We start from the raw sequence: 17,280 nt of genomic DNA, 5'->3' as shown, positions 1-17,280 counted from the left end.
CTTTTTCGTCGTCTTTCCGAATACTGATTTGATCAGTTTTCCCGAACGCCGACTTTTCAGTTCTCCAGGATGCTGACGCGCACGCTGTTTTCGTAGACGTCGACCTGGATCAGCGGCTCGCCATTGACGATGGCGCGCTTGGTTGAGGAACTCATCGCGCCGGGGCGCTCCAGCATGCGCTGCAGGTCGGCGCGCTGGTCGTTGGTCCTGAACCAGGCGTCGCCCTCGTCGTCGCTGTCGCGGCGATGGAATTTGTGCCAGTTGGCGCGGTCCTGCCGCACCATCTGCGCCGCGCCGTCCAGCGCATAGCCGTCGCTCGCCTGGTGATCGCGATCGGAAATGCGCGCGACATAGGATCCCAGCATGTCGTCCGCATGAGCCACGCCAGCAAGCAATGACGCCAGCAAAAGCCCACCCACTGTTACGGTCTTCGATTTTTTCATGAGCAACCCCCTTGCCTTGAACGATGCAATCCCATCTGCCGAAGCCCCTTGGCGAAAGTCAGGTCGCAGGGCCGCCAGCGAGATACGTCTGGAAGAAATTCGCCTGACAATGGTGCGCAGGCGCCAGACTGCCGTCAAGCCGTTGAGCATGCTGATCGGTGAGTGGCAGGTCGCTATTTGACCTTGCCGGCTCCTGAAGCAGGCTGTTGGGCTGCCGGCGGTGGCGCGGCTGTCGCCGGTGCCGTTTTTCCGTGCGCCGGCGCGGGGGCTGCCGAGGCGGTCGCCGTGGCGGGGGCGGTTGCCGCAGCCGGCGCGGTTGCCGCGACCGGCGCCTTGGCTTGCACGGGTGTTGAGAAGGCGCCGCCGACGACGCCGCCACGAATGATCATCGGGCTCTGCGGGAAGGCATGCCTCGCCTCGGCCTTGTCCGGGATTGCCGCCACCTTTTCATAGGTGACGTCGGGCTCGCCGAGCGCAACGACGGACACCACGTCGCTCGCCTTGCCGTCGGTTGGCTTCAGCACAACGACGGAGGGCGTCGAGGCCGGCGCGCCGGGAAAGACCAGCGACGAGGCCTGAGCCTCGCCAACCATGGCAGCCAGAGTGATGACAAGCGTTCCCCAGATACGCACAGACACTGACATAGCTCCCCATTGCCCAGAAGCGGCACGATAGTGCTCGGCGATTGATGCCGGCTTTCATGGAAAGATAGCATTTTAGGAATTGATGAATTGCCTATGCCCGCTTGCCCCGGCGGCGCTGTCGTACTACGCAGCCGGCATCCGCGAGGTGACGAGAGTGGCTGAAATACTTGCCGTCGGCGAAGCGATGGAACCGGCGTTGGCGCTGCTTGAGGGCGGCGATGTCGTCGCCATTCCGACCGAGACCGTCTATGGACTGGCTGGCGACGCCACCAACGGCATCGGCGTGGCGCGCATTTTCGAAGCCAAGGGCCGGCCGCGTTTCAATCCGCTGATCGCCCATGTCGCCGACATGGCGATGGCCGAGCGCATCGCGCTGTTCGATCCGCTGTCGAGGAAACTCGCGCTTGCCTTCTGGCCGGGTCCGCTGACGCTGGTGCTGCCGCAGCGCCCCGGCAACGGCATTCATCCGCTGGTCACCGCCGGGCTCGACACGATCGCCTTGCGTATGCCGAGGGGGTTTGGTGGCGACCTGATCGCCAGGCTTGGCCGACCGCTTGCCGCGCCCAGCGCCAATTCATCCGGCAGGATCAGCGCGACGACGGCGCAGGCCGTTGCGGTGGACCTCGGCGCCCGCATCAAGCTCGTGGTCGATGGCGGCGCCACACCGGTCGGGCTGGAATCGACCATCGTCAAGGCCGAAGGCGAAAGATTGCGCCTGCTTCGGCCCGGCGGCATCGCCGCCGCGGAGATCGAGGCGGCCATCGGCATGGAGTTGCTGCGCGGCGGCGCTGCCGGGGTCGAGGCGCCGGGCATGCTTGCCTCGCACTACGCGCCGGGCGCGGCGGTGCGGCTCAATGCCGGCACGGTTGGCGAAGACGAAGCGTTGCTTGCCTTCGGCGACCAGCGCGCGGAAGGCTGGCATCATGCGGCCGCATTCTTGAACCTGTCCGAAACAGGTGACCTGCGTGAGGCGGCAAGCAATCTCTTCGCCTACATGCAGGATCTCGACCGTAGCGGCGCGCGCACCATCGCGGTTGAGAAGATTCCCTTTGACGGGCTCGGCGAGGCGATCAACGACCGGCTCTCCCGTGCCGCCGCTCCTCGTGACAACGCACAGCCCACAACGTAGTTTTCCCGGATGACCGAAACCGCCAAGACACTCGATCCCGCTCTCATCGATCGTTTCGTGGCCATCGTCGGCGACAAATATGCGCTGCGCGACCAGCAGGACATCGCGCCTTATCTCATCGAGCGACGCGGCCTCTGGCATGGCGCGACGTCCCTGGTCCTGCGGCCGGGCAGCGTCGACGAGGTCAGCCGGATCATGCGGTTGGCGACAGAGACCGGAACGCCAATCGTGCCGCAAAGCGGCAACACCGGGCTGGTCGGTGCGCAGGTGCCTGACAAATCCGGCCATGAGATCGTCCTGTCGCTGTCGCGGCTGAACCGCATCCGCGAGATCGATGTCCTGTCCAACACGGTCACGGTCGAGGCCGGCGTCATCCTGCAGACCTTGCAGGAAGCGGCCGACGCCGCCGACCGGCTGTTCCCGCTGTCGCTCGCCGCGCAAGGCTCCTGCCAGATCGGCGGCAATCTTTCGTCCAATGCCGGCGGCACCGGCGTGCTTGCCTATGGCAATGCGCGCGAGCTCTGCCTCGGCGTCGAGGTGGTGCTGCCGACCGGCGAGGTCTTCGACGATTTGCGCAAGCTGAAGAAGGACAACACCGGCTACGACCTGAAGAACCTGTTCGTCGGCGCCGAAGGCACGCTAGGCGTGATCACCGCCGCCGTGCTCAAACTGTTTCCGAAGCCCAAGGGAAGGGACGTCGCCTTCGTCGGCCTGTCGTCGCCCGAGGCCGCCCTTTCCCTGTTCAGCCTGGCCATGGACCGCGCCGGGGCCGCGCTCACCGCCTTCGAACTGATCGGCAAGCGGCCATACGATTTCACGCTGGCGCATGCCCCGGGCGTGACACGGCCGCTGATGGAGGATTGGCCCTGGTATGTGCTGATGCAGATATCGTCCGGCCGTTCGTCGGAGGATTCGCGGGCGCTGATCGAGGATGTGCTTTCGGCGGGTCTCGAGAAGGAATTCGTCGGCGATGCCGTCATCGCCGCCAGCCTCGGGCAGGGCGATGCCTTCTGGAACTTCCGCGAGCTGTTGCCCGAGGCGCAGAAGCCGGAAGGCGCTTCGATCAAGCACGACATATCGGTGCCGATCGCATCGATACCGCGCTTCATCGCGGAGGCCGCCGGCGCGGTGGCCTCGGTCAGTGCCGGCGCCCGGGTGGTCTGCTTCGGCCATATGGGCGATGGCAATCTTCATTATAACATTTCACGGCCCGTCGACGGCGACGACGAGGCGTTTCTGGCGCTCTACCATGCCATGAACAGGGCCGTGCATGACGTGGTGCGCAGCCTGCACGGTTCGATCTCGGCAGAGCACGGCATCGGCCAGTTGAAGCGCGACGAACTGATCGCCACCGCGCCGCCGATGGCCATCGATCTGATGCGCAGGGTGAAGACCGCCTTCGACCCGGCCGGCATCATGAATCCCGGTAAGGTTATCTGATCCTTTCAACATCTTGTGGCTGGTGGCATTCCGATAACCATCCCTGAGATCAGCAAAATTTAACCGACTTTCTTAAGCGCGGCGGTAAGGAGCCGGCGCTACTGTTTCCCCATAACGAGGCCGGGAAAACTGGCCCGGAGAGAACCGGACACCGGCTCTCAGGAGACAGACAGGAAGGCGCTCTATGAACGTGAACACCGGACTCAAGCCAGTCTGGGCGGGACGCAACATGCGTCTCGACCCATTCCGCCTGCCGCAGGTGGTGAGCTACGCGACGCGCGACGATTATGGCGACGTAACCTTCACCATCGACCAGCGCGGCGCCGTGATCCGCCGCCTGCTCGAGATGAGCGGCCTGTCGGCGATCATCGTACTGCCCGCCAATGCATTTCGCGGTGTCGCCGCCCGTGCGATGGAGGATCCGGAGGGCAATGTCACTGTGACCCTGGAACTCCTGCACAACGATCCGATGCTGTCGGTGCCGCTGCTGGTGGCCGACGATCTCGAAGACGTCGCCGCCGATTGGCGCGCCTGGGCCGATGCCTACCGTCTGCCGATGCTGCTGATCGAATCGGACGGCGTCGCCCGTACCCTGGAAGAATCGCTCGGCGCCGCCATCAAGACACTGCCGCCGCAGGACCGTCGCAAGGGCCGCGTTTCCAACACGCGCCGCCCGCGCTTCCTTGCCCGTCGCAGAACCGGGGACCTCGGCCTCAGGCTGGTCATCGACGGCCAGGAAATCATTTCCCGCGATTAGCTTTCTTCTCCCCGTATAGTGACGGGGAGAAGGAAAAAGCCGCTAAACCAGCGGCTTCAGCGCCACCCACAGCGCACCACCGATCAGGCCGAGGAAGATCAGCCAGCCGACCTGGTTGTTCGACCGGAACAGCCGCAGGCACTGGTCCGGATCGCCGATATCCAGCACCGCGATCTGCCGGGCCAGATGCGCACCGGCGCCGATCAGTCCCGCCAGCGCCACCACCGGGGCCTGCGCCGAGGCGAAGGCGATGGCGAAGCAGATCAGCATGCCGCCATAAAGTCCAGCGAGCCACGCCTTGGTGTTGTCGCCGAACAGCCGTGCCGTCGAACGCACGCCGACAATGGCATCGTCTTCCTTGTCCTGGTGCGCGTAGATCGTGTCGTAGCCGATCACCCACAGGATCGAACCGATATAGAGCATGATGGCGGGGCCATCGAGATCACCGAACTCGACCGCCCATCCCATCAGCGCGCCCCAGGAAAAGGCAAAGCCGAGAAACAGTTGCGGCCAGTTGGTTATCCGCTTCATGAATGGATAGACGGCGACGATCACCAGCGAGCAGACGCCGAGCAGGACGGCAAAGCTGTTGAACTGCAGGAGAACCGCCAGGCCGACCAGGGCCTGCAGCACAAGAAACAGCCAGGCTCGCCGGCGCGTGGTCTGGCCGGACGGCAGCGGGCGCGAGCGTGTGCGTTCGACCTGGTTGTCGATGTCCTCGTCGACAATGTCGTTATAGGTGCAGCCGGCGCCACGCATGGCGATGGCGCCAATCAGGAACAGCACGAGGTACAAGGGCGCCGGCAGCAGCGAAAGCAGCGGGTCGCCAGGCCGGGGATAGGCGCTCGCCGCCAGCGCGGCCGACCACCAGCATGGCCACAACAGCAACTGCCAGCCGATCGGCCTGTCCCATCGCGCAAGCTGGGCATAGGGCCAGATCGCGCGCGGCAGCACGCGGTAGACCCAATGGCCGTTCGGCGCATCGGCGACGCGGCCCTGGGATGCTTTCGACTGGACAGGTTCCATTGGCATGGAGTGGCAGCAGCGGCGGAACCCGTCAAGCGGCAAGCAGGCAGGGAGCGCCCAACCATCCGTCAGGAGGTGAAGATATCGCGTGTGGAAAACCAGACTTTCGCCACCTCGATGAAAGCCAGCGCCGCGTTCGACACGCGCTGCTGCGTATCGTGGGTGAGAATGATGCGCTGCATGGGCAGCGGATCCGACAGCGGTTTGCACACCAGACGCAAGCCGTCATAGCTGTGGTCGCCATGCGGGCGGGTATAGCTGACCGCGACGCCGAAGCCGTTGGCCACCATGCTGCGCTGGAGTTCGAACGAGCTTGTGCGCATGTCGGCGACGGGCGACAGGCCACGGCCGCGGAACAGGTCGAGCATATGCTGCCAGCTATGTGGCTGGTCGGTTGTGATCAGCGGGTAGGCGGCCAGATCCGCAAGGCTGACCTCGGAACGCTCGGCCAGCGCATGGCCCGCCGGCAACAGCGCATGCGGCCGCAGCTCGTGCATCAGGATGCGGGCGAAATGCGACGGCAGGCCGAGATCATAGCTGAGGCCGAGATCGACGGCCGCGTCCGCCAGGCGCCGCCCGAGCGTCTCGAACGTCTCGTCGCGGACGATGACGGTGACCGCTGGATGGCGTTCGGAGAAGGCGCGGATGAGGCCCGGCGCGAAAAAGGGCGCCAGATCCTCGAAGCAGCCGAGCACCAGTTCGCCGCCGACCGCCGAGTTGGCCTTCCCCAGGCCCAGGAGTTCGTCTGTCTCGGCAAGAACCTGCCTGGCCTTCGCCACCACGACACGGCCGAAGGAGGTCAGCGAAACACCGCTTCCCCGCTGGCGCACGAACAGTTTCTGGCCGAAATCCTTTTCGATGGCGTCGATGGCCACCGAAATAGACGGCTGCGAAACGTTGAGCGCCCGGGCCGCGCCGGTGACACTGCCATGGCGGGCGACGGCGATGAGATAGCGGAGTTGGGTGAGGGTGAGACTCATAGTCAAAACCTATGTGTCAGATGAGAAGTTATTATTTTACTGAATGAGCGGCCATTGCGATAGTCGCCTCCATCCTGAAAGGAGGACATTATGGCTTCCCAAACCGCTACACGGGCAACGGACACCGAAATCATCGATGCCCGGACAATCGCCGACTACCAGCGTGACGGCGCGGTCTGCATCCGCGGCGCCTTCAAGGGCTGGGTCGACACGATCGCCGCCGGCATCGAGCGCAACATGCAGAACCGCAGCGCCACCGCGTCCGACATCGCCAATGGCCGCGGCAGTTTCTTCGACGATTACTGCAACTGGGAACGCATCCCCGAATTCGTCAAGGTGGTGCGCGAATCGCCGGCGGCGCGACTGGCAGCCGCGGTGATGCAGTCGCGCACGGCGCAGTTCTTCCACGACCATGTCCTGGTCAAGGAACCCGGTACGCAGAAACCGACGCCGTGGCACCAGGACATTCCTTATTATTTTGTCGATGGCCAGCAGACCGTGAGCTTCTGGATCCCCATCGATCCGGTGAAGGAGGCGACGCTGCGCCTGATCGCCGGCTCGCACAAATGGGACAAGATGATCCTGCCGGTACGTTGGTTGGACGACGGCAATTTCTATGCCGCCGAGGGCGATTATCGTCCGGTGCCGGATCCCGACCAGGATCCATCGATGAAAGTTATCGAATGGGAGATGGAGCCCGGCGACGCCATCCTGTTCGACTTCAGGACGGCGCACGGCGCGCGCGGCAATATGACAGCGGCACGGCGCCGGGCGCTGTCGCTGCGCTGGGTCGGCGACGATGCCCATTATGTCGAGCGGCCCGGCCGCACCTCGCCACCCTATCATGGCCATGGCATGCAGCCGGGGCAGAAGCTGCGCGAGGACTGGTTCCCGGTGGTCCACCAGGGCTGAGCGAGTGCCGCAATAGGGGCGCCGGTGGCGGGCGCCCCTATTGCGCAGGGGGATAATGTTCCCGTGCGCAATTCCGATCAATCCACCCTGATGCCTTGACCCGTCGTCCAGAGAGCAATAGCGGGTTGTTCTCTCTATGGGATAGTCGGCATCAAGAGGTGGCCATGAACGTTCTTCTTCTCGGCTCCGGCGGCCGCGAACATGCGCTGGCCTGGAAGATCGCCGCTTCGCCGCTGCTGACCAAGCTCTATGCGGCTCCAGGCAATCCGGGCATCGGCGCCGAGGCCGAGCTGGTGAAGTTGGATATTGCCGACCACGCCGCCGTCGCCGCCTTCTGCCGGGAGAAAAAAATCGACCTCGTCGTGGTTGGCCCGGAAGGGCCGCTCGTCGCCGGCATCGCCGATGATCTGCGCGCCGAAAACATCCGCGTCTTCGGGCCTTCGAAGGCCGCCGCGCGGCTGGAAGGCTCGAAGGGCTTCACCAAGGATCTCTGCGCCCGGTACAACATCCCGACCGCCGCCTATGGCCGTTTCGGCGATCTGGCCTCCGCCAAGGCCTACCTCGAAAAGACAGGCGCGCCGATCGTCATCAAGGCCGATGGGCTCGCCGCCGGCAAAGGCGTCACCGTCGCCATGACAATGGATGAGGCGCAGGCGGCACTCGCTTCCTGCTTCGACGGCTCCTTCGGCGCCGCCGGCGCGGAGGTGGTGATCGAGGAATTCATGACCGGCGAGGAGGCGAGTTTCTTCTGCCTCTGCGACGGCACCACGGCACTTCCTTTCGGCACGGCCCAGGACCACAAGCGCGTCGGTGATGGCGATGTCGGGCCCAACACCGGCGGCATGGGCGCCTATTCGCCGGCCCCTGTAATGACGCCTGACATGATCGAGCGCACCATGCGCGAAATCATCGAGCCGACCATGCGCGGCATGGCCGAGCTTGGCGCGCCTTTCGCCGGCATTCTGTTCGCCGGGCTGATGATCACGCAAAACGGGCCGAAGCTGATCGAATACAACACCCGCTTCGGCGATCCGGAATGCCAGGTGCTGATGATGCGGCTCAGGGATGACCTGCTGGTCCTGCTCAATGCCGCCGTCGACGGCCAGCTCGCGCATACCTCGGTGCGTTGGCGCGACGAGGCGGCGCTGACCGTGGTGATGGCGGCGAGGGGTTATCCCGGCACGCCGGAAAAAGGCTCCGTCATTCGCGGCGTCGAGGACGCCGCGGGCGAAGGCGTTCAGGTTTTCCATGCCGGCACCGCCATCAATGGCGGTGCGCTGGTCGCCAATGGCGGCCGCGTGCTCAACGTCACGGCGACCGGAGCCACGGTTGGCGAGGCGCAGGCGCGAGCCTATGCCGCGCTCGACCGCATCGATTGGCCGGACGGATTCTGTCGCCGCGACATCGGCTGGCAGGCCGTGGCGCGCGAGAAGGCGGGCTGAAGCTCCGACCGGTGGGCGACGGCTACCGCTGGCTGCGATCGAGTTCGGTCGAAGCGGTGCTGAGCGGATCGGCCGCAGCGAAGGCGGCGTCGAGTTGTGCGGGCGAGCGCTGCCCGGCCCGCTTCCAGGCGACATACTGGACGATGCCGAAGCCCGGCCGTGGCGGCACCGTCTTCACGACAGGCATGCGAAACCCGTCGCGGAATTTCGACCAGCGCGAACCGAGCACCGCGACTATTTCCTCGACGGTCGGCGGCGTCGCCACATCGGCGTAGATGATAGTGGCCTTGCCGGTCAGGGCGGCTTCCCGCGAGAGTGGCACCGGCACGCTGGCAAGATAATCGGAAGGCACGTCGAGCAGTCCGCCGAATGGCCATTGCTGGCGCAGCGCGGCGGCATTCGTCGGCACCACGTTGACGTCGATATCGTTCGGCGTGCCGGCGACCCGATAAGGGCAGCGGAAGCGGCCGCAATTGGCCTGCGCCGAGAACTGCCAGAGCGCATAGCCCTGCCAGTTGCCCATCGGAAAATGCACTTCGATGTCAGGTTTGTAGCGCGCGTACCAAAGCGGCAGCCGCGACAAGAGCCGGTATTTGTAGCGGTTGTCGGCGATGTACTGGGCGGTCTTGCCGTTGGTGTAGAGCACTGGGAAGCGGCCGATGCGCCGGTGCACCTGGCGCACGAACTCCTCGGCGTCGTCGAGCGACATCCATTGCGTGGGATCGATGCCCTCGATGTCGAGGGCCATGAGATCATCCGGCGCGGGGTCGGCGAAATCGAGGAAATTGTTGGCCTGCTCGACTGGATTGCCGGGGCGGGCGAGGTGATAGGCGCCCCACTTCATGCCGAGCGCCTTGGCCACGACCCTGCGTGTCTGGAACAGCTCGCGCGTCACCGCGTGGCGCTTCCATAGCGTCTTGCAGAGCTTCACCTCAGTGTCGCCGCCGGAACAGAAATAGGGTGGCGGCATGCCGTCGGACGCCTTGTTGATGAAGGCGACGATGCGCTTGTCGGTGGCAAGCTGGGCCCAGTCGATGGAATTGTATTCGTAGGCGTCGATGACCAGGGCGCGGTCGGCGTTCTTCCACGGCTCGGAGAAATCCGAAGCCTTTGCCGCGGGCGACAGCGCCATTGCTGCCGCGAAAGCGAGAAGCGCCGTGCGGCGAAGGAAGCGCGCCGTCCTTTTCAAAACAGGGAATCCCCGTTGATCAAGGGCGAATGCTGAACCGCTATGGTTAAGGAATACTTTTCGAGCCGATGCGGTGCGTCAGGCGAACAGCTTCAACGCCGTCGCTACCAAGCTGTGGTCACCGTCGGATAAGGGGCTGAAATTCAAACGGGTCGGGCGCGGGCTCTTGTCGCAATGTGCCTTCCGCGACGCGCTTGCCGTGGTGGGCAAGCGAGCATCGCGGCGAGCACAATATGCCGCGATCCGACCAGTAGGCGGCGCCGTTTGCCAGCTCGCCGTGATAGTAGGAAAACCCGGCTGCCCGGTAGGGCAAGCCGCATTCGATACAGCGATAGGCGTCAGGTCTGGCAAGCATGGAATGTTCCGGTCGGCTGGTTTTTTCGCCGGTCGATTTGATCCGGCATCGGTCGAATTTAGTACAGGCCGGCCCGATTGCAAAATCCGCGTGACAAAATTTGACGTTTACGTAAAAAGAAGATGGGAGACCGCCCAAATGCGGATGGTTTTGCTGCGGCACTGGCTCTAGGGTCGGCGAGGCCGATGCATCAGGAGGATCGAGCGGCATGTATCGGGCACCGGTCGAGGATATCGCGTTCACCGTGAAGCATGTGGCCGGCATGAAATCGGCCATCGATGCCGGAGCGTTCGGCGATCTCGGCGAGGATCTGGTCGATGCCGTCCTTGGCGAGGCCGGCCGTTTCGCCACCGAGGAGGTGGCCCCGCTTTACAAGATCGGCGACGAACAAGGTGCCGTGCTGAAGGATGCGGTCGTCACCACCCCGACGGGCTGGAAAGAACTCTATCGCCGCTGGATCGACGGCGGCTGGAACGCGCTCTCCGGGCCGGAAGAGTATGGCGGGCAGGCGCTGCCGACGATGCTCGGCGTCGCCGCGCTCGAAATGTGGAATTCGGCCGCCATGGCGTTCGGCATCGGCCCGACGCTGACCATGGGCGCGGTCGAAGCGCTGGACAAGCACGCTTCCGAGGAGCTCAAGGCGAAATACCTCGCAAAGCTCGTCTCCGGCGAGTGGATGGGCACGATGAACCTGACCGAGCCGCAGGCGGGCTCCGACCTCGCCGCGCTACGCGCCCGCGCCGAGCCGGCCGGCGACGGCACCTACCGCATCTTCGGCCAGAAGATTTTCATCACCTATGGCGAGCACGATTTCACCGACAACATCGTCCATCTGGTGCTGGCGCGTCTGCCCGATGCGCCCGCCGGAACACGCGGCATCTCGCTGTTCCTGGTGCCGAAATTCCTGGTCGGCGACGATGGGTCGATCGGAGCGCGCAACGACGTCTTCTGTTCCGGCCTCGAGCACAAGCTCGGCATCCACGCCTCGCCGACCTGCACCATGATCTATGGCGACGGCTTTCAAGGCGCCAAGCCAGGCGCCATCGGCTGGCTGATCGGCGAGGAGAACAAGGGCCTCGCCTGCATGTTCACCATGATGAACAATGCCCGTCTGGCCGTCGGCATGCAGGGTGTCGCGGTCGCGGAAGCCGCGACCCAGAAAGCGATCGCCTACGCCAATGAACGGCGTCAGGGTAAGGCGGCGGATTACGCTGGTGCCGGCATGGCGCCGATCGTTCACCACCCGGACGTGCAACGCAATCTCCTGACGATGAAGGCGCTGACGCAGATCGCCCGCGCCATCAGCTACAGTTGCGCCCACGCCATCGATCTCGCGCGCGTATCGTCGGGTGACGAGGCGGGGCATTGGCGCGACCGCGCCAATCTCTTGACGCCGCTGGCCAAGGCTTTTTCCACCGATATCGGCGTCGAGGTTGCCTCGCTCGGCGTCCAGGTGCATGGCGGCATGGGCTTCATCGAGGAAACGGGTGCGGCGGCTCTCTACCGCGACGCCCGCATCGCGCCGATCTATGAGGGCACCAACGGCATCCAGGCGATCGATCTGGTGATGCGCAAGCTGCCGCTCGGCGGCGGCGAGCACGTGCATCGCTTTATCGACGAACTGGCTGGTATCGCCAATGCAGTGCGCACCTCCAACCTGCAAGGCTTCGGCCGAACCGCCGATCTTCTGGGTGCGGCCCTTGGCGATCTGACGCAAGCGACCCGCTTCCTGCAAAAACTGGCGGCCGATGGTCAGACGGACAAGGCGCTGGCTGGCGCCACGCCGTATCTGCGGCTGATCTCGCTCGCCGCCGGCGGCGCCTATCTGGCGCGCGGCGCTCTTGCCGATCAGGGCCGCATCGCGCTGTGCCGCTTCTTCGCCGAGAATCTTATCGGCGAGGCCGGCGCGTTGAAAGACCGCGTCATCGACGGCGGCGACAGCCTTGCCGCTGCCGGCAAGGCGCTGATTTCCGCCTGACATTCACTGAGGATACAATCGTGACAGACCACATTCTCGTCGAGCGCCAGGGCGCGATCCAGATCATCCGCATGAACCGCCCCGACAAGAAGAACGCGCTGACGCGCGCCATGTATGCGGCGATGTCGGCGGCCCTTGCCGAAGGCGACGCCGATCCGGCGATCCGCGTCCATGTCTTTCTCGGCGTGCCCGGCGCCTTCTCCTCCGGCAACGACCTCGGCGACTTCATGGTGGTGGCCACTGGCGGCGATGGTGGCACGGAGGTCTGGGATTTCCTGATGGCGCTGGCGCGGGTCGAGAAACCGATGGTCTCGGGCGTCGACGGCATCGCGGTCGGCATCGGCACCACGATCAACCTGCATTGCGACCTGACCTTCGCCACGCCACGCACCGTGTTCCGCACGCCCTTCGTCGATCTCGGCCTCGTGCCCGAGGCCGGATCGAGCCTTTTGGCGCCGCGCGTCCTCGGCCAGCAAGCTGCGTTTGCGCTGCTCGGCCTCGGCGAGGGCTTTTCGGCCGAGCGGGCGAAGGCCGCCGGGCTGATCTACGAGGTCGTCGAGGAAGGCGGGCTGGAGGCTTCGGTGCTGGCGGCGGCTGGCCAGATCGCGGCCAAGCCGCCGCAGGCGCTGAGGATCGCGCGCGACCTGATGCGTGGCTCACGCGACGACCTCGTCGCCCGCATCGGGGTAGAGAGCGAGCATTTCCGTGAGCGGCTGAAATCCGACGAGGCGCGCGCCGCCCTCACGGCATTCATGACCAGGAAAAAGGGCTGAACCTTACCCTTTCAGGGATACAGCCTTGTCTTGCTCCAGCCACCATCGGCGTCGCGCGAGAAGACCACTCGGTCATGCAGCCGGAACGGCCTGTCGTGCCAGAATTCGATGGTCTTCGGGACGATGCGGAAGCCCGACCAATGTTTCGGTCGCGGGATATCGCCGATGGCATAACGCGCTGTGTATTCGGCGACCGCCTTTTCCAGCGCGAAGCGGCTTTCCAGCGGTCGCGATTGCTTCGAGGCCCAGGCGCCGATGCGGCTGCCGCGCGGGCGCGTCGCATAATAGGCGTCGGCCTCGGCATTGTTGACGATCTCGACCGGACCGCGCACGCGCACTTGCCGGCGCAGCGATTTCCAATGGAAACACATCGCCGCCTTCATACTGCCTAGAATCTCCTGGCCCTTGGCACTCTCGAAATTCGTGTAGAACACAAAGCCGCTTTCATCGAACCCCTTGAGCAGCACCATCCGTACGTCCGGCATGCCCTCGGCATCGACGGTCGCCAGCGCCACGCCGTTGGCGTCGTTGATTTCGCTCTTGGTGGCGTCGTCCAGCCATGCGGCAAAAAGGCGAAACGGCTCGGCGGCCTCGGTAAAGTCACCGCTTGTTAACTCTGCATCACTCATAGTTTTTCTCAAATTGTCACGAAATCAGGGAGGTTGCCGATTGTCGCGTATCGCGCAAGCTTTTGACAGCAGGCAATGGGGCGTTATCGCTTCTGCCAGCGCGAAAGTTGCGATCGTGTCAATCGTCCTGCCGCTTGCTGGCTGCGGCGCGGGAGGCTTCAGCCTTGAGAAAGCCGAAGTCGACCGCTCGATCCTGACCTCAAGCACATCGGCTTCGGCCAAGCCCGCTGATACGGATCGCGACTCCGACCAGACGACGATCGGCAATGCGGTATCGTCCGCCGACATCGAGCAACTCGGTGGCCAGGCAGTGCCCTGGGCGAATGCCGGCACCGGCTCGCGCGGCTCCATCACGGAGCTGGCGGAATTGAAGGACAGCGGCATGACGTGCCGCCGCTTCAAGGCTTCGCGCGAGAGCTTTGACGGCGTTGCCATGTTCGAGGGCGAACTCTGTCTCGCCAGTGCCGGCGGCTGGCGCATGCAGGGCTTCAAGGCGCTCTGATTTTCCACCTTTGATATGACGCACCGCTACTGGAATTTCTTCCTATGCGAGCGCATATAGGGGGCAAGTATGGACTCAACTCCTTTTCCAGGGCAGGAAGCATGCGCGACCCCTATGAGGTCCTGGGCGTTGCAAAGAACGCATCGGCCAAGGACATAAAATCGGCGTATCGGAAACTCGCCAAGAAGCATCATCCGGACCAAAATCCGAATGATCCCAAGGCGAAGGACCGTTTTGCCGCGGCCAATCAGGCCTACGAGGTCATCGGCGACGAGAAGAACCGCGCCGCTTTCGATCGTGGCGAGATCGACGCCGATGGCAAGCCGCGTTTCCAGGGTTTTGAAGGCGCGGCCGGTGGCGGCGACCCCTTTGCCGGGTTTCGCCGCCAGCAACAGGGCGCCGGCGGCTCGCGATTCGAGTTCCGCTCGGGCCGTCCGGGTGGCGATCCGTTCGACGGCAACAGCGACATCTTCAGCCAGATTTTCGGCGATGCCTTTTCTGGCGCGCGCGGGCCAAGCGCTGGCGACCGCCGCCAGCCGGCGACATCGGCCGATTTGAACGTCACGCTCGACATTACCATCGAGGAAGCCGCGAACGCCGAAAAGGTGACGGCGGTGTTTCCGGACGGCCGCAAGGTCGCGGTCAAGCTGCCGGCCTATGTCGAGGATGGCCAAACCATCCGTTTGAAGGGCCAGGGTGAGCAGGGGCCGGGCCAGCCCGGCGACGCGCTGGTCAAGATTCACATCCGTCGCCACCCGCGCTACCGCATCGAGGGCCGCGACCTCCATGCTGATCTGCCGGTGACGTTGGCCGATGCGGTGCTGGGCGCCAAGGTGCCGGTCGAGACGCCGACCGGCAGACTGGCGGTCAATGTTCCCGCCTGGTCGAGCTCGGACAAGGTCCTGCGGCTCAAGGGCAGGGGCCTGCCCGAGAAAGCCGGCGGCCATGGCGATCTCTATGTCCATGTGCGCATCATGCTGCCGGAAGGCGGCGACAGCGCGCTCGAATCGCTGTTGCGCGGCCAAAAGGGCTGATCGAGAGCTTTTGTCCCCCGAACTGTCTGGTTTGAACGCTTGAAGGGGCTGTGTGCCTGTGCGATAGGCACTCCACAAAGCAGAAACCTTGCGGAGAGCGCTGACATGGCGGGTGGACAGGGCCTAATGGCCGGCAAGCGCGGCCTTATTCTTGGCGTCGCCAACAACAGGTCGATCGCCTATGGCATTGCCAAGGCCTGCGTCGATCACGGCGCTGAGATCGCACTGACCTATCAGGGCGAAGCCTTCAAGAAACGAGTCGAGCCGCTGGCGGCGGAGTTGGGCGCCTTTGTCGCCGGTCATTGCGACGTCACCGATCCCGCGAGTTTGGACGAGGTTTTCGCCAATGTCGCCAAGCATTGGGGCAAGCTCGACTTCCTCGTCCACGCCATCGCTTTTTCCGACAAGGACGAACTGACCGGCCGCTATGTCGAGACGACGCGCGACAATTTCCTGCGCACCATGGACATTTCGGTCTATTCCTTCACCACCATCGCCAAGCGCGCCGAAGCGCTGATGACCGAGGGCGGTTCGCTGCTGACGCTGACCTATTACGGCGCCGAGAAGGTGATGCCGCACTATAACGTCATGGGCGTCGCCAAGGCGGCGCTCGAGGCCAGCGTGCGTTACCTCGCCGTTGATCTTGGCGCCAAGAAAATCCGCGTCAACGCGATTTCCGCCGGCCCGATCAAGACGCTTGCCGCCTCCGGCATCGGCGATTTCCGCTACATCCTGAAGTGGAACGAATACAATTCGCCACTGAAACAGACGGTCACGCAGGAAGAAGTCGGCGATTCCGGCGTCTATTTCCTGTCCGACCTGTCGCGTGGCGTCACCGGCGAGGTGCACCATGTCGATTCCGGCTATCACGTCGTCGGCATGAAGGCGGTCGACGCGCCGGATATTTCGACGGTCAAGGACTAGTTCTCTCCGCCTGTCCTGCGTCCAGGCCCTGGCCCGATCTCCGGAAGAGCTGATGTACCCGCTGGTTTATATCGTGCGCCACGGCCAGACCGCGTGGAACGCCGAGTTCCGGCTTCAGGGCCAGGCCGACACCGATCTCAATGCTCTCGGCCGCGAACAGGCGACCGGAAACGGCCATCGGCTGGCCGAACTCGTCGGTGATCCCCAGGAATTCGACTTCGTCGCCAGTCCGATGAGACGCACGCGCGAGACGATGGAACGCATCCGCGCCGCCATGAAGCTCGATCCGCTCGCCTACCGAACCGATATCAGGCTCATTGAAGTCAATTTCGGCGATTGGCAGAGTTTTACTTTTGCCGAGCTCGAGACGCGGTCTCCCGGGGCAAGCATGACGCGTGCTCGCGACAAATGGAATTTTCAGCCGCCGGGCGAAGGTGCCGAGAGCTACCAGATGCTGCTCGAGCGGGTGAAGCCATGGTTCGACGAGATCGACCGCGAGACGATTTGTGTCACGCATGGCGGCGTCATGCGCACCCTGTTTCGCTTCGTGCTTGATATGCCCGAGGACGAAGCCGCGAACCTGGAGATACCGCAGGATCGCGTGCTCAAACTTGAAGGCCGGAGCCTGGAATGGCTTTAGGGCGCCTGATGACGGCCTATTGCTAATGCATGTCGCCCAAAAGTGACCTCGGTTTTGGGGAAGACGACATGCATAAAAACAAAGAACTAAAGCGCGTCGCGACGCGCTTTAGTTCGTGTCGCCGTCTCCCGGCAACTGCATGTCGGTGACGACGTTTTCGCCGTCGGTCACATCGAAAGCGATGACGATGTCCATGCCCGGCTTCAGCGCGTCGAGATCGGTCTCGGCATTCAGCTTGTAGGATTTGCCGTCGTCCAGCGTCAGGGTCAGCGCATCCTTGTCGACCTTCTTGATCAGGCCTTCGGTCTGGCCGGCAAAGGCGGCGGTGGAAAGCAACAGCGTGGCGGCAACAGCGCCAATCAGGGTACGCATTATCGTCCTCTTTGGTCATTGCGCCGGCCTGGGTGGCGGCGGGTCCTCAACGGCGAATGGAAGAAAGCAGAAACCAGCCGAATGTGTCAAAACTTAAACGGCGGGGATGAC

20 protein-coding genes are annotated in these 17,280 nt (G+C 64.0%); 12 read left to right on the top strand and 8 right to left on the bottom strand.

From position 1 onward, the window contains the following. Nucleotides 1-56: 56 nt before the first annotated feature. A complete protein-coding gene (locus EN850_RS16080) occupies nt 57-443 on the bottom strand; it encodes a hypothetical protein (protein ID WP_127280336.1) in 387 nt (128 codons plus the stop codon). On the opposite strand from EN850_RS16080, the gene EN850_RS16075 reads away from it, so the two are divergent. Next, nucleotides 442-624, top strand: coding sequence for a hypothetical protein (locus tag EN850_RS16075; RefSeq protein WP_136091743.1), 183 nt, complete (start codon nt 442-444; stop codon nt 622-624). The genes EN850_RS16080 and EN850_RS16075 overlap by 2 nt on opposite strands. On the opposite strand, the gene EN850_RS16070 is transcribed toward EN850_RS16075, so the two are convergent. Further along, on the bottom strand, nt 617-1,087 hold the full coding sequence (locus tag EN850_RS16070) for a hypothetical protein (RefSeq protein ID WP_348642430.1): 471 nt from the start codon (nt 1,085-1,087) through the stop codon (nt 617-619). The genes EN850_RS16075 and EN850_RS16070 overlap by 8 nt on opposite strands. Nucleotides 1,088-1,241: 154 nt before the next feature. On the opposite strand from EN850_RS16070, the gene EN850_RS16065 reads away from it, so the two are divergent. The 3 genes from EN850_RS16065 (at nt 1,242) to EN850_RS16055 (ending at nt 4,413) form a co-directional block, all read left to right on the top strand. Beyond that, nucleotides 1,242-2,216: an L-threonylcarbamoyladenylate synthase gene (locus tag EN850_RS16065; protein ID WP_167531502.1), complete on the top strand. Its 975-nt coding sequence runs from the start codon at nt 1,242-1,244 to the stop codon at nt 2,214-2,216. A 9-nt stretch (nt 2,217-2,225) separates the two neighbouring features. Then, nucleotides 2,226-3,656 carry an FAD-binding oxidoreductase gene (locus EN850_RS16060; protein ID WP_127873094.1) on the top strand — a complete coding sequence of 477 codons (1,431 nt, stop codon included), beginning with the start codon at nt 2,226-2,228 and terminating at the stop codon, nt 3,654-3,656. Between the two features lie 190 nt (nt 3,657-3,846). Beyond that, nucleotides 3,847-4,413, top strand: coding sequence for a DUF6101 family protein (locus tag EN850_RS16055; protein ID WP_136091953.1), 567 nt, complete (start codon nt 3,847-3,849; stop codon nt 4,411-4,413). Between the two features lie 42 nt (nt 4,414-4,455). Here the strand turns inward: EN850_RS16055 and ubiA are convergent, their stop codons facing one another. Both ubiA and EN850_RS16045 read right to left on the bottom strand, forming a co-directional pair. Beyond that, nucleotides 4,456-5,439: a 4-hydroxybenzoate octaprenyltransferase gene (gene ubiA / locus EN850_RS16050; protein ID WP_189591153.1), complete on the bottom strand. Its 984-nt coding sequence runs from the start codon at nt 5,437-5,439 to the stop codon at nt 4,456-4,458. Nucleotides 5,440-5,507: 68 nt separating this feature from the next. Then, entirely contained in the window at nt 5,508-6,419 is a 912-nt protein-coding gene (locus tag EN850_RS16045; protein WP_127278162.1) for a LysR family transcriptional regulator, read from the bottom strand. A 90-nt stretch (nt 6,420-6,509) separates the two neighbouring features. Here EN850_RS16045 and EN850_RS16040 point away from each other — a divergent pair, with 90 nt between their 5' ends. Together EN850_RS16040 and purD are read left to right on the top strand one after the other, a co-directional pair. Beyond that, nucleotides 6,510-7,331 carry a phytanoyl-CoA dioxygenase family protein gene (locus tag EN850_RS16040; RefSeq protein ID WP_127278157.1) on the top strand — a complete coding sequence of 274 codons (822 nt, stop codon included), beginning with the start codon at nt 6,510-6,512 and terminating at the stop codon, nt 7,329-7,331. A gap of 164 nt (nt 7,332-7,495) precedes the next feature. Continuing rightward, nucleotides 7,496-8,773 (top strand): phosphoribosylamine--glycine ligase, encoded by a 1,278-nt coding sequence (gene purD / locus EN850_RS16035; RefSeq protein WP_135921563.1) that lies wholly within the window; start codon nt 7,496-7,498, stop codon nt 8,771-8,773. Nucleotides 8,774-8,795: 22 nt separating this feature from the next. Here purD and EN850_RS16030 read toward each other — a convergent pair whose 3' ends face one another. Both EN850_RS16030 and EN850_RS16025 read right to left on the bottom strand, forming a co-directional pair. Beyond that, nucleotides 8,796-9,905: a glycoside hydrolase family 25 protein gene (locus tag EN850_RS16030; protein ID WP_135865426.1), complete on the bottom strand. Its 1,110-nt coding sequence runs from the start codon at nt 9,903-9,905 to the stop codon at nt 8,796-8,798. A gap of 175 nt (nt 9,906-10,080) precedes the next feature. Continuing rightward, nucleotides 10,081-10,317 carry a hypothetical protein gene (locus tag EN850_RS16025; RefSeq protein ID WP_135865428.1) on the bottom strand — a complete coding sequence of 79 codons (237 nt, stop codon included), beginning with the start codon at nt 10,315-10,317 and terminating at the stop codon, nt 10,081-10,083. A 208-nt stretch (nt 10,318-10,525) separates the two neighbouring features. Between EN850_RS16025 and EN850_RS16020 the strand changes: the two genes are divergently transcribed. After that, nucleotides 10,526-12,295: an acyl-CoA dehydrogenase gene (locus EN850_RS16020; protein ID WP_135865307.1), complete on the top strand. Its 1,770-nt coding sequence runs from the start codon at nt 10,526-10,528 to the stop codon at nt 12,293-12,295. Between the two features lie 20 nt (nt 12,296-12,315). Then, nucleotides 12,316-13,068 carry a crotonase/enoyl-CoA hydratase family protein gene (locus EN850_RS16015; protein WP_135932591.1) on the top strand — a complete coding sequence of 251 codons (753 nt, stop codon included), beginning with the start codon at nt 12,316-12,318 and terminating at the stop codon, nt 13,066-13,068. An 11-nt stretch (nt 13,069-13,079) separates the two neighbouring features. Here EN850_RS16015 and pdxH read toward each other — a convergent pair whose 3' ends face one another. Beyond that, nucleotides 13,080-13,697, bottom strand: coding sequence for a pyridoxamine 5'-phosphate oxidase (gene pdxH / locus EN850_RS16010; protein WP_127280934.1), 618 nt, complete (start codon nt 13,695-13,697; stop codon nt 13,080-13,082). A 40-nt stretch (nt 13,698-13,737) separates the two neighbouring features. Here pdxH and EN850_RS16005 point away from each other — a divergent pair, with 40 nt between their 5' ends. The 4 genes from EN850_RS16005 (at nt 13,738) to EN850_RS15990 (ending at nt 16,797) form a co-directional block, all read left to right on the top strand. Beyond that, entirely contained in the window at nt 13,738-14,199 is a 462-nt protein-coding gene (locus EN850_RS16005) for an RT0821/Lpp0805 family surface protein (RefSeq protein WP_135932592.1), read from the top strand. Between the two features lie 101 nt (nt 14,200-14,300). Beyond that, on the top strand, nt 14,301-15,233 hold the full coding sequence (locus tag EN850_RS16000) for a J domain-containing protein (RefSeq protein ID WP_135881535.1): 933 nt from the start codon (nt 14,301-14,303) through the stop codon (nt 15,231-15,233). Nucleotides 15,234-15,338: 105 nt separating this feature from the next. Beyond that, nucleotides 15,339-16,157: an enoyl-ACP reductase FabI gene (gene fabI, locus EN850_RS15995; protein ID WP_015318818.1), complete on the top strand. Its 819-nt coding sequence runs from the start codon at nt 15,339-15,341 to the stop codon at nt 16,155-16,157. Nucleotides 16,158-16,209: 52 nt separating this feature from the next. Next, nucleotides 16,210-16,797, top strand: a complete 588-nt coding sequence (locus EN850_RS15990) for a histidine phosphatase family protein (RefSeq protein WP_135932593.1) — start codon at nt 16,210-16,212, stop codon at nt 16,795-16,797. A 108-nt stretch (nt 16,798-16,905) separates the two neighbouring features. Here the strand turns inward: EN850_RS15990 and EN850_RS15985 are convergent, their stop codons facing one another. Next, on the bottom strand, nt 16,906-17,169 hold the full coding sequence (locus tag EN850_RS15985) for a DUF1344 domain-containing protein (protein WP_135881533.1): 264 nt from the start codon (nt 17,167-17,169) through the stop codon (nt 16,906-16,908). Nucleotides 17,170-17,280: the final 111 nt, after the last annotated feature.

The sequence above is a fragment of the Mesorhizobium sp. M8A.F.Ca.ET.207.01.1.1 genome (assembly GCF_004794715.1).
Classification (GTDB): Bacteria; Pseudomonadota; Alphaproteobacteria; order Rhizobiales; family Rhizobiaceae; genus Mesorhizobium.
This window is presented reverse-complemented; position numbering and strand designations above follow the sequence as displayed.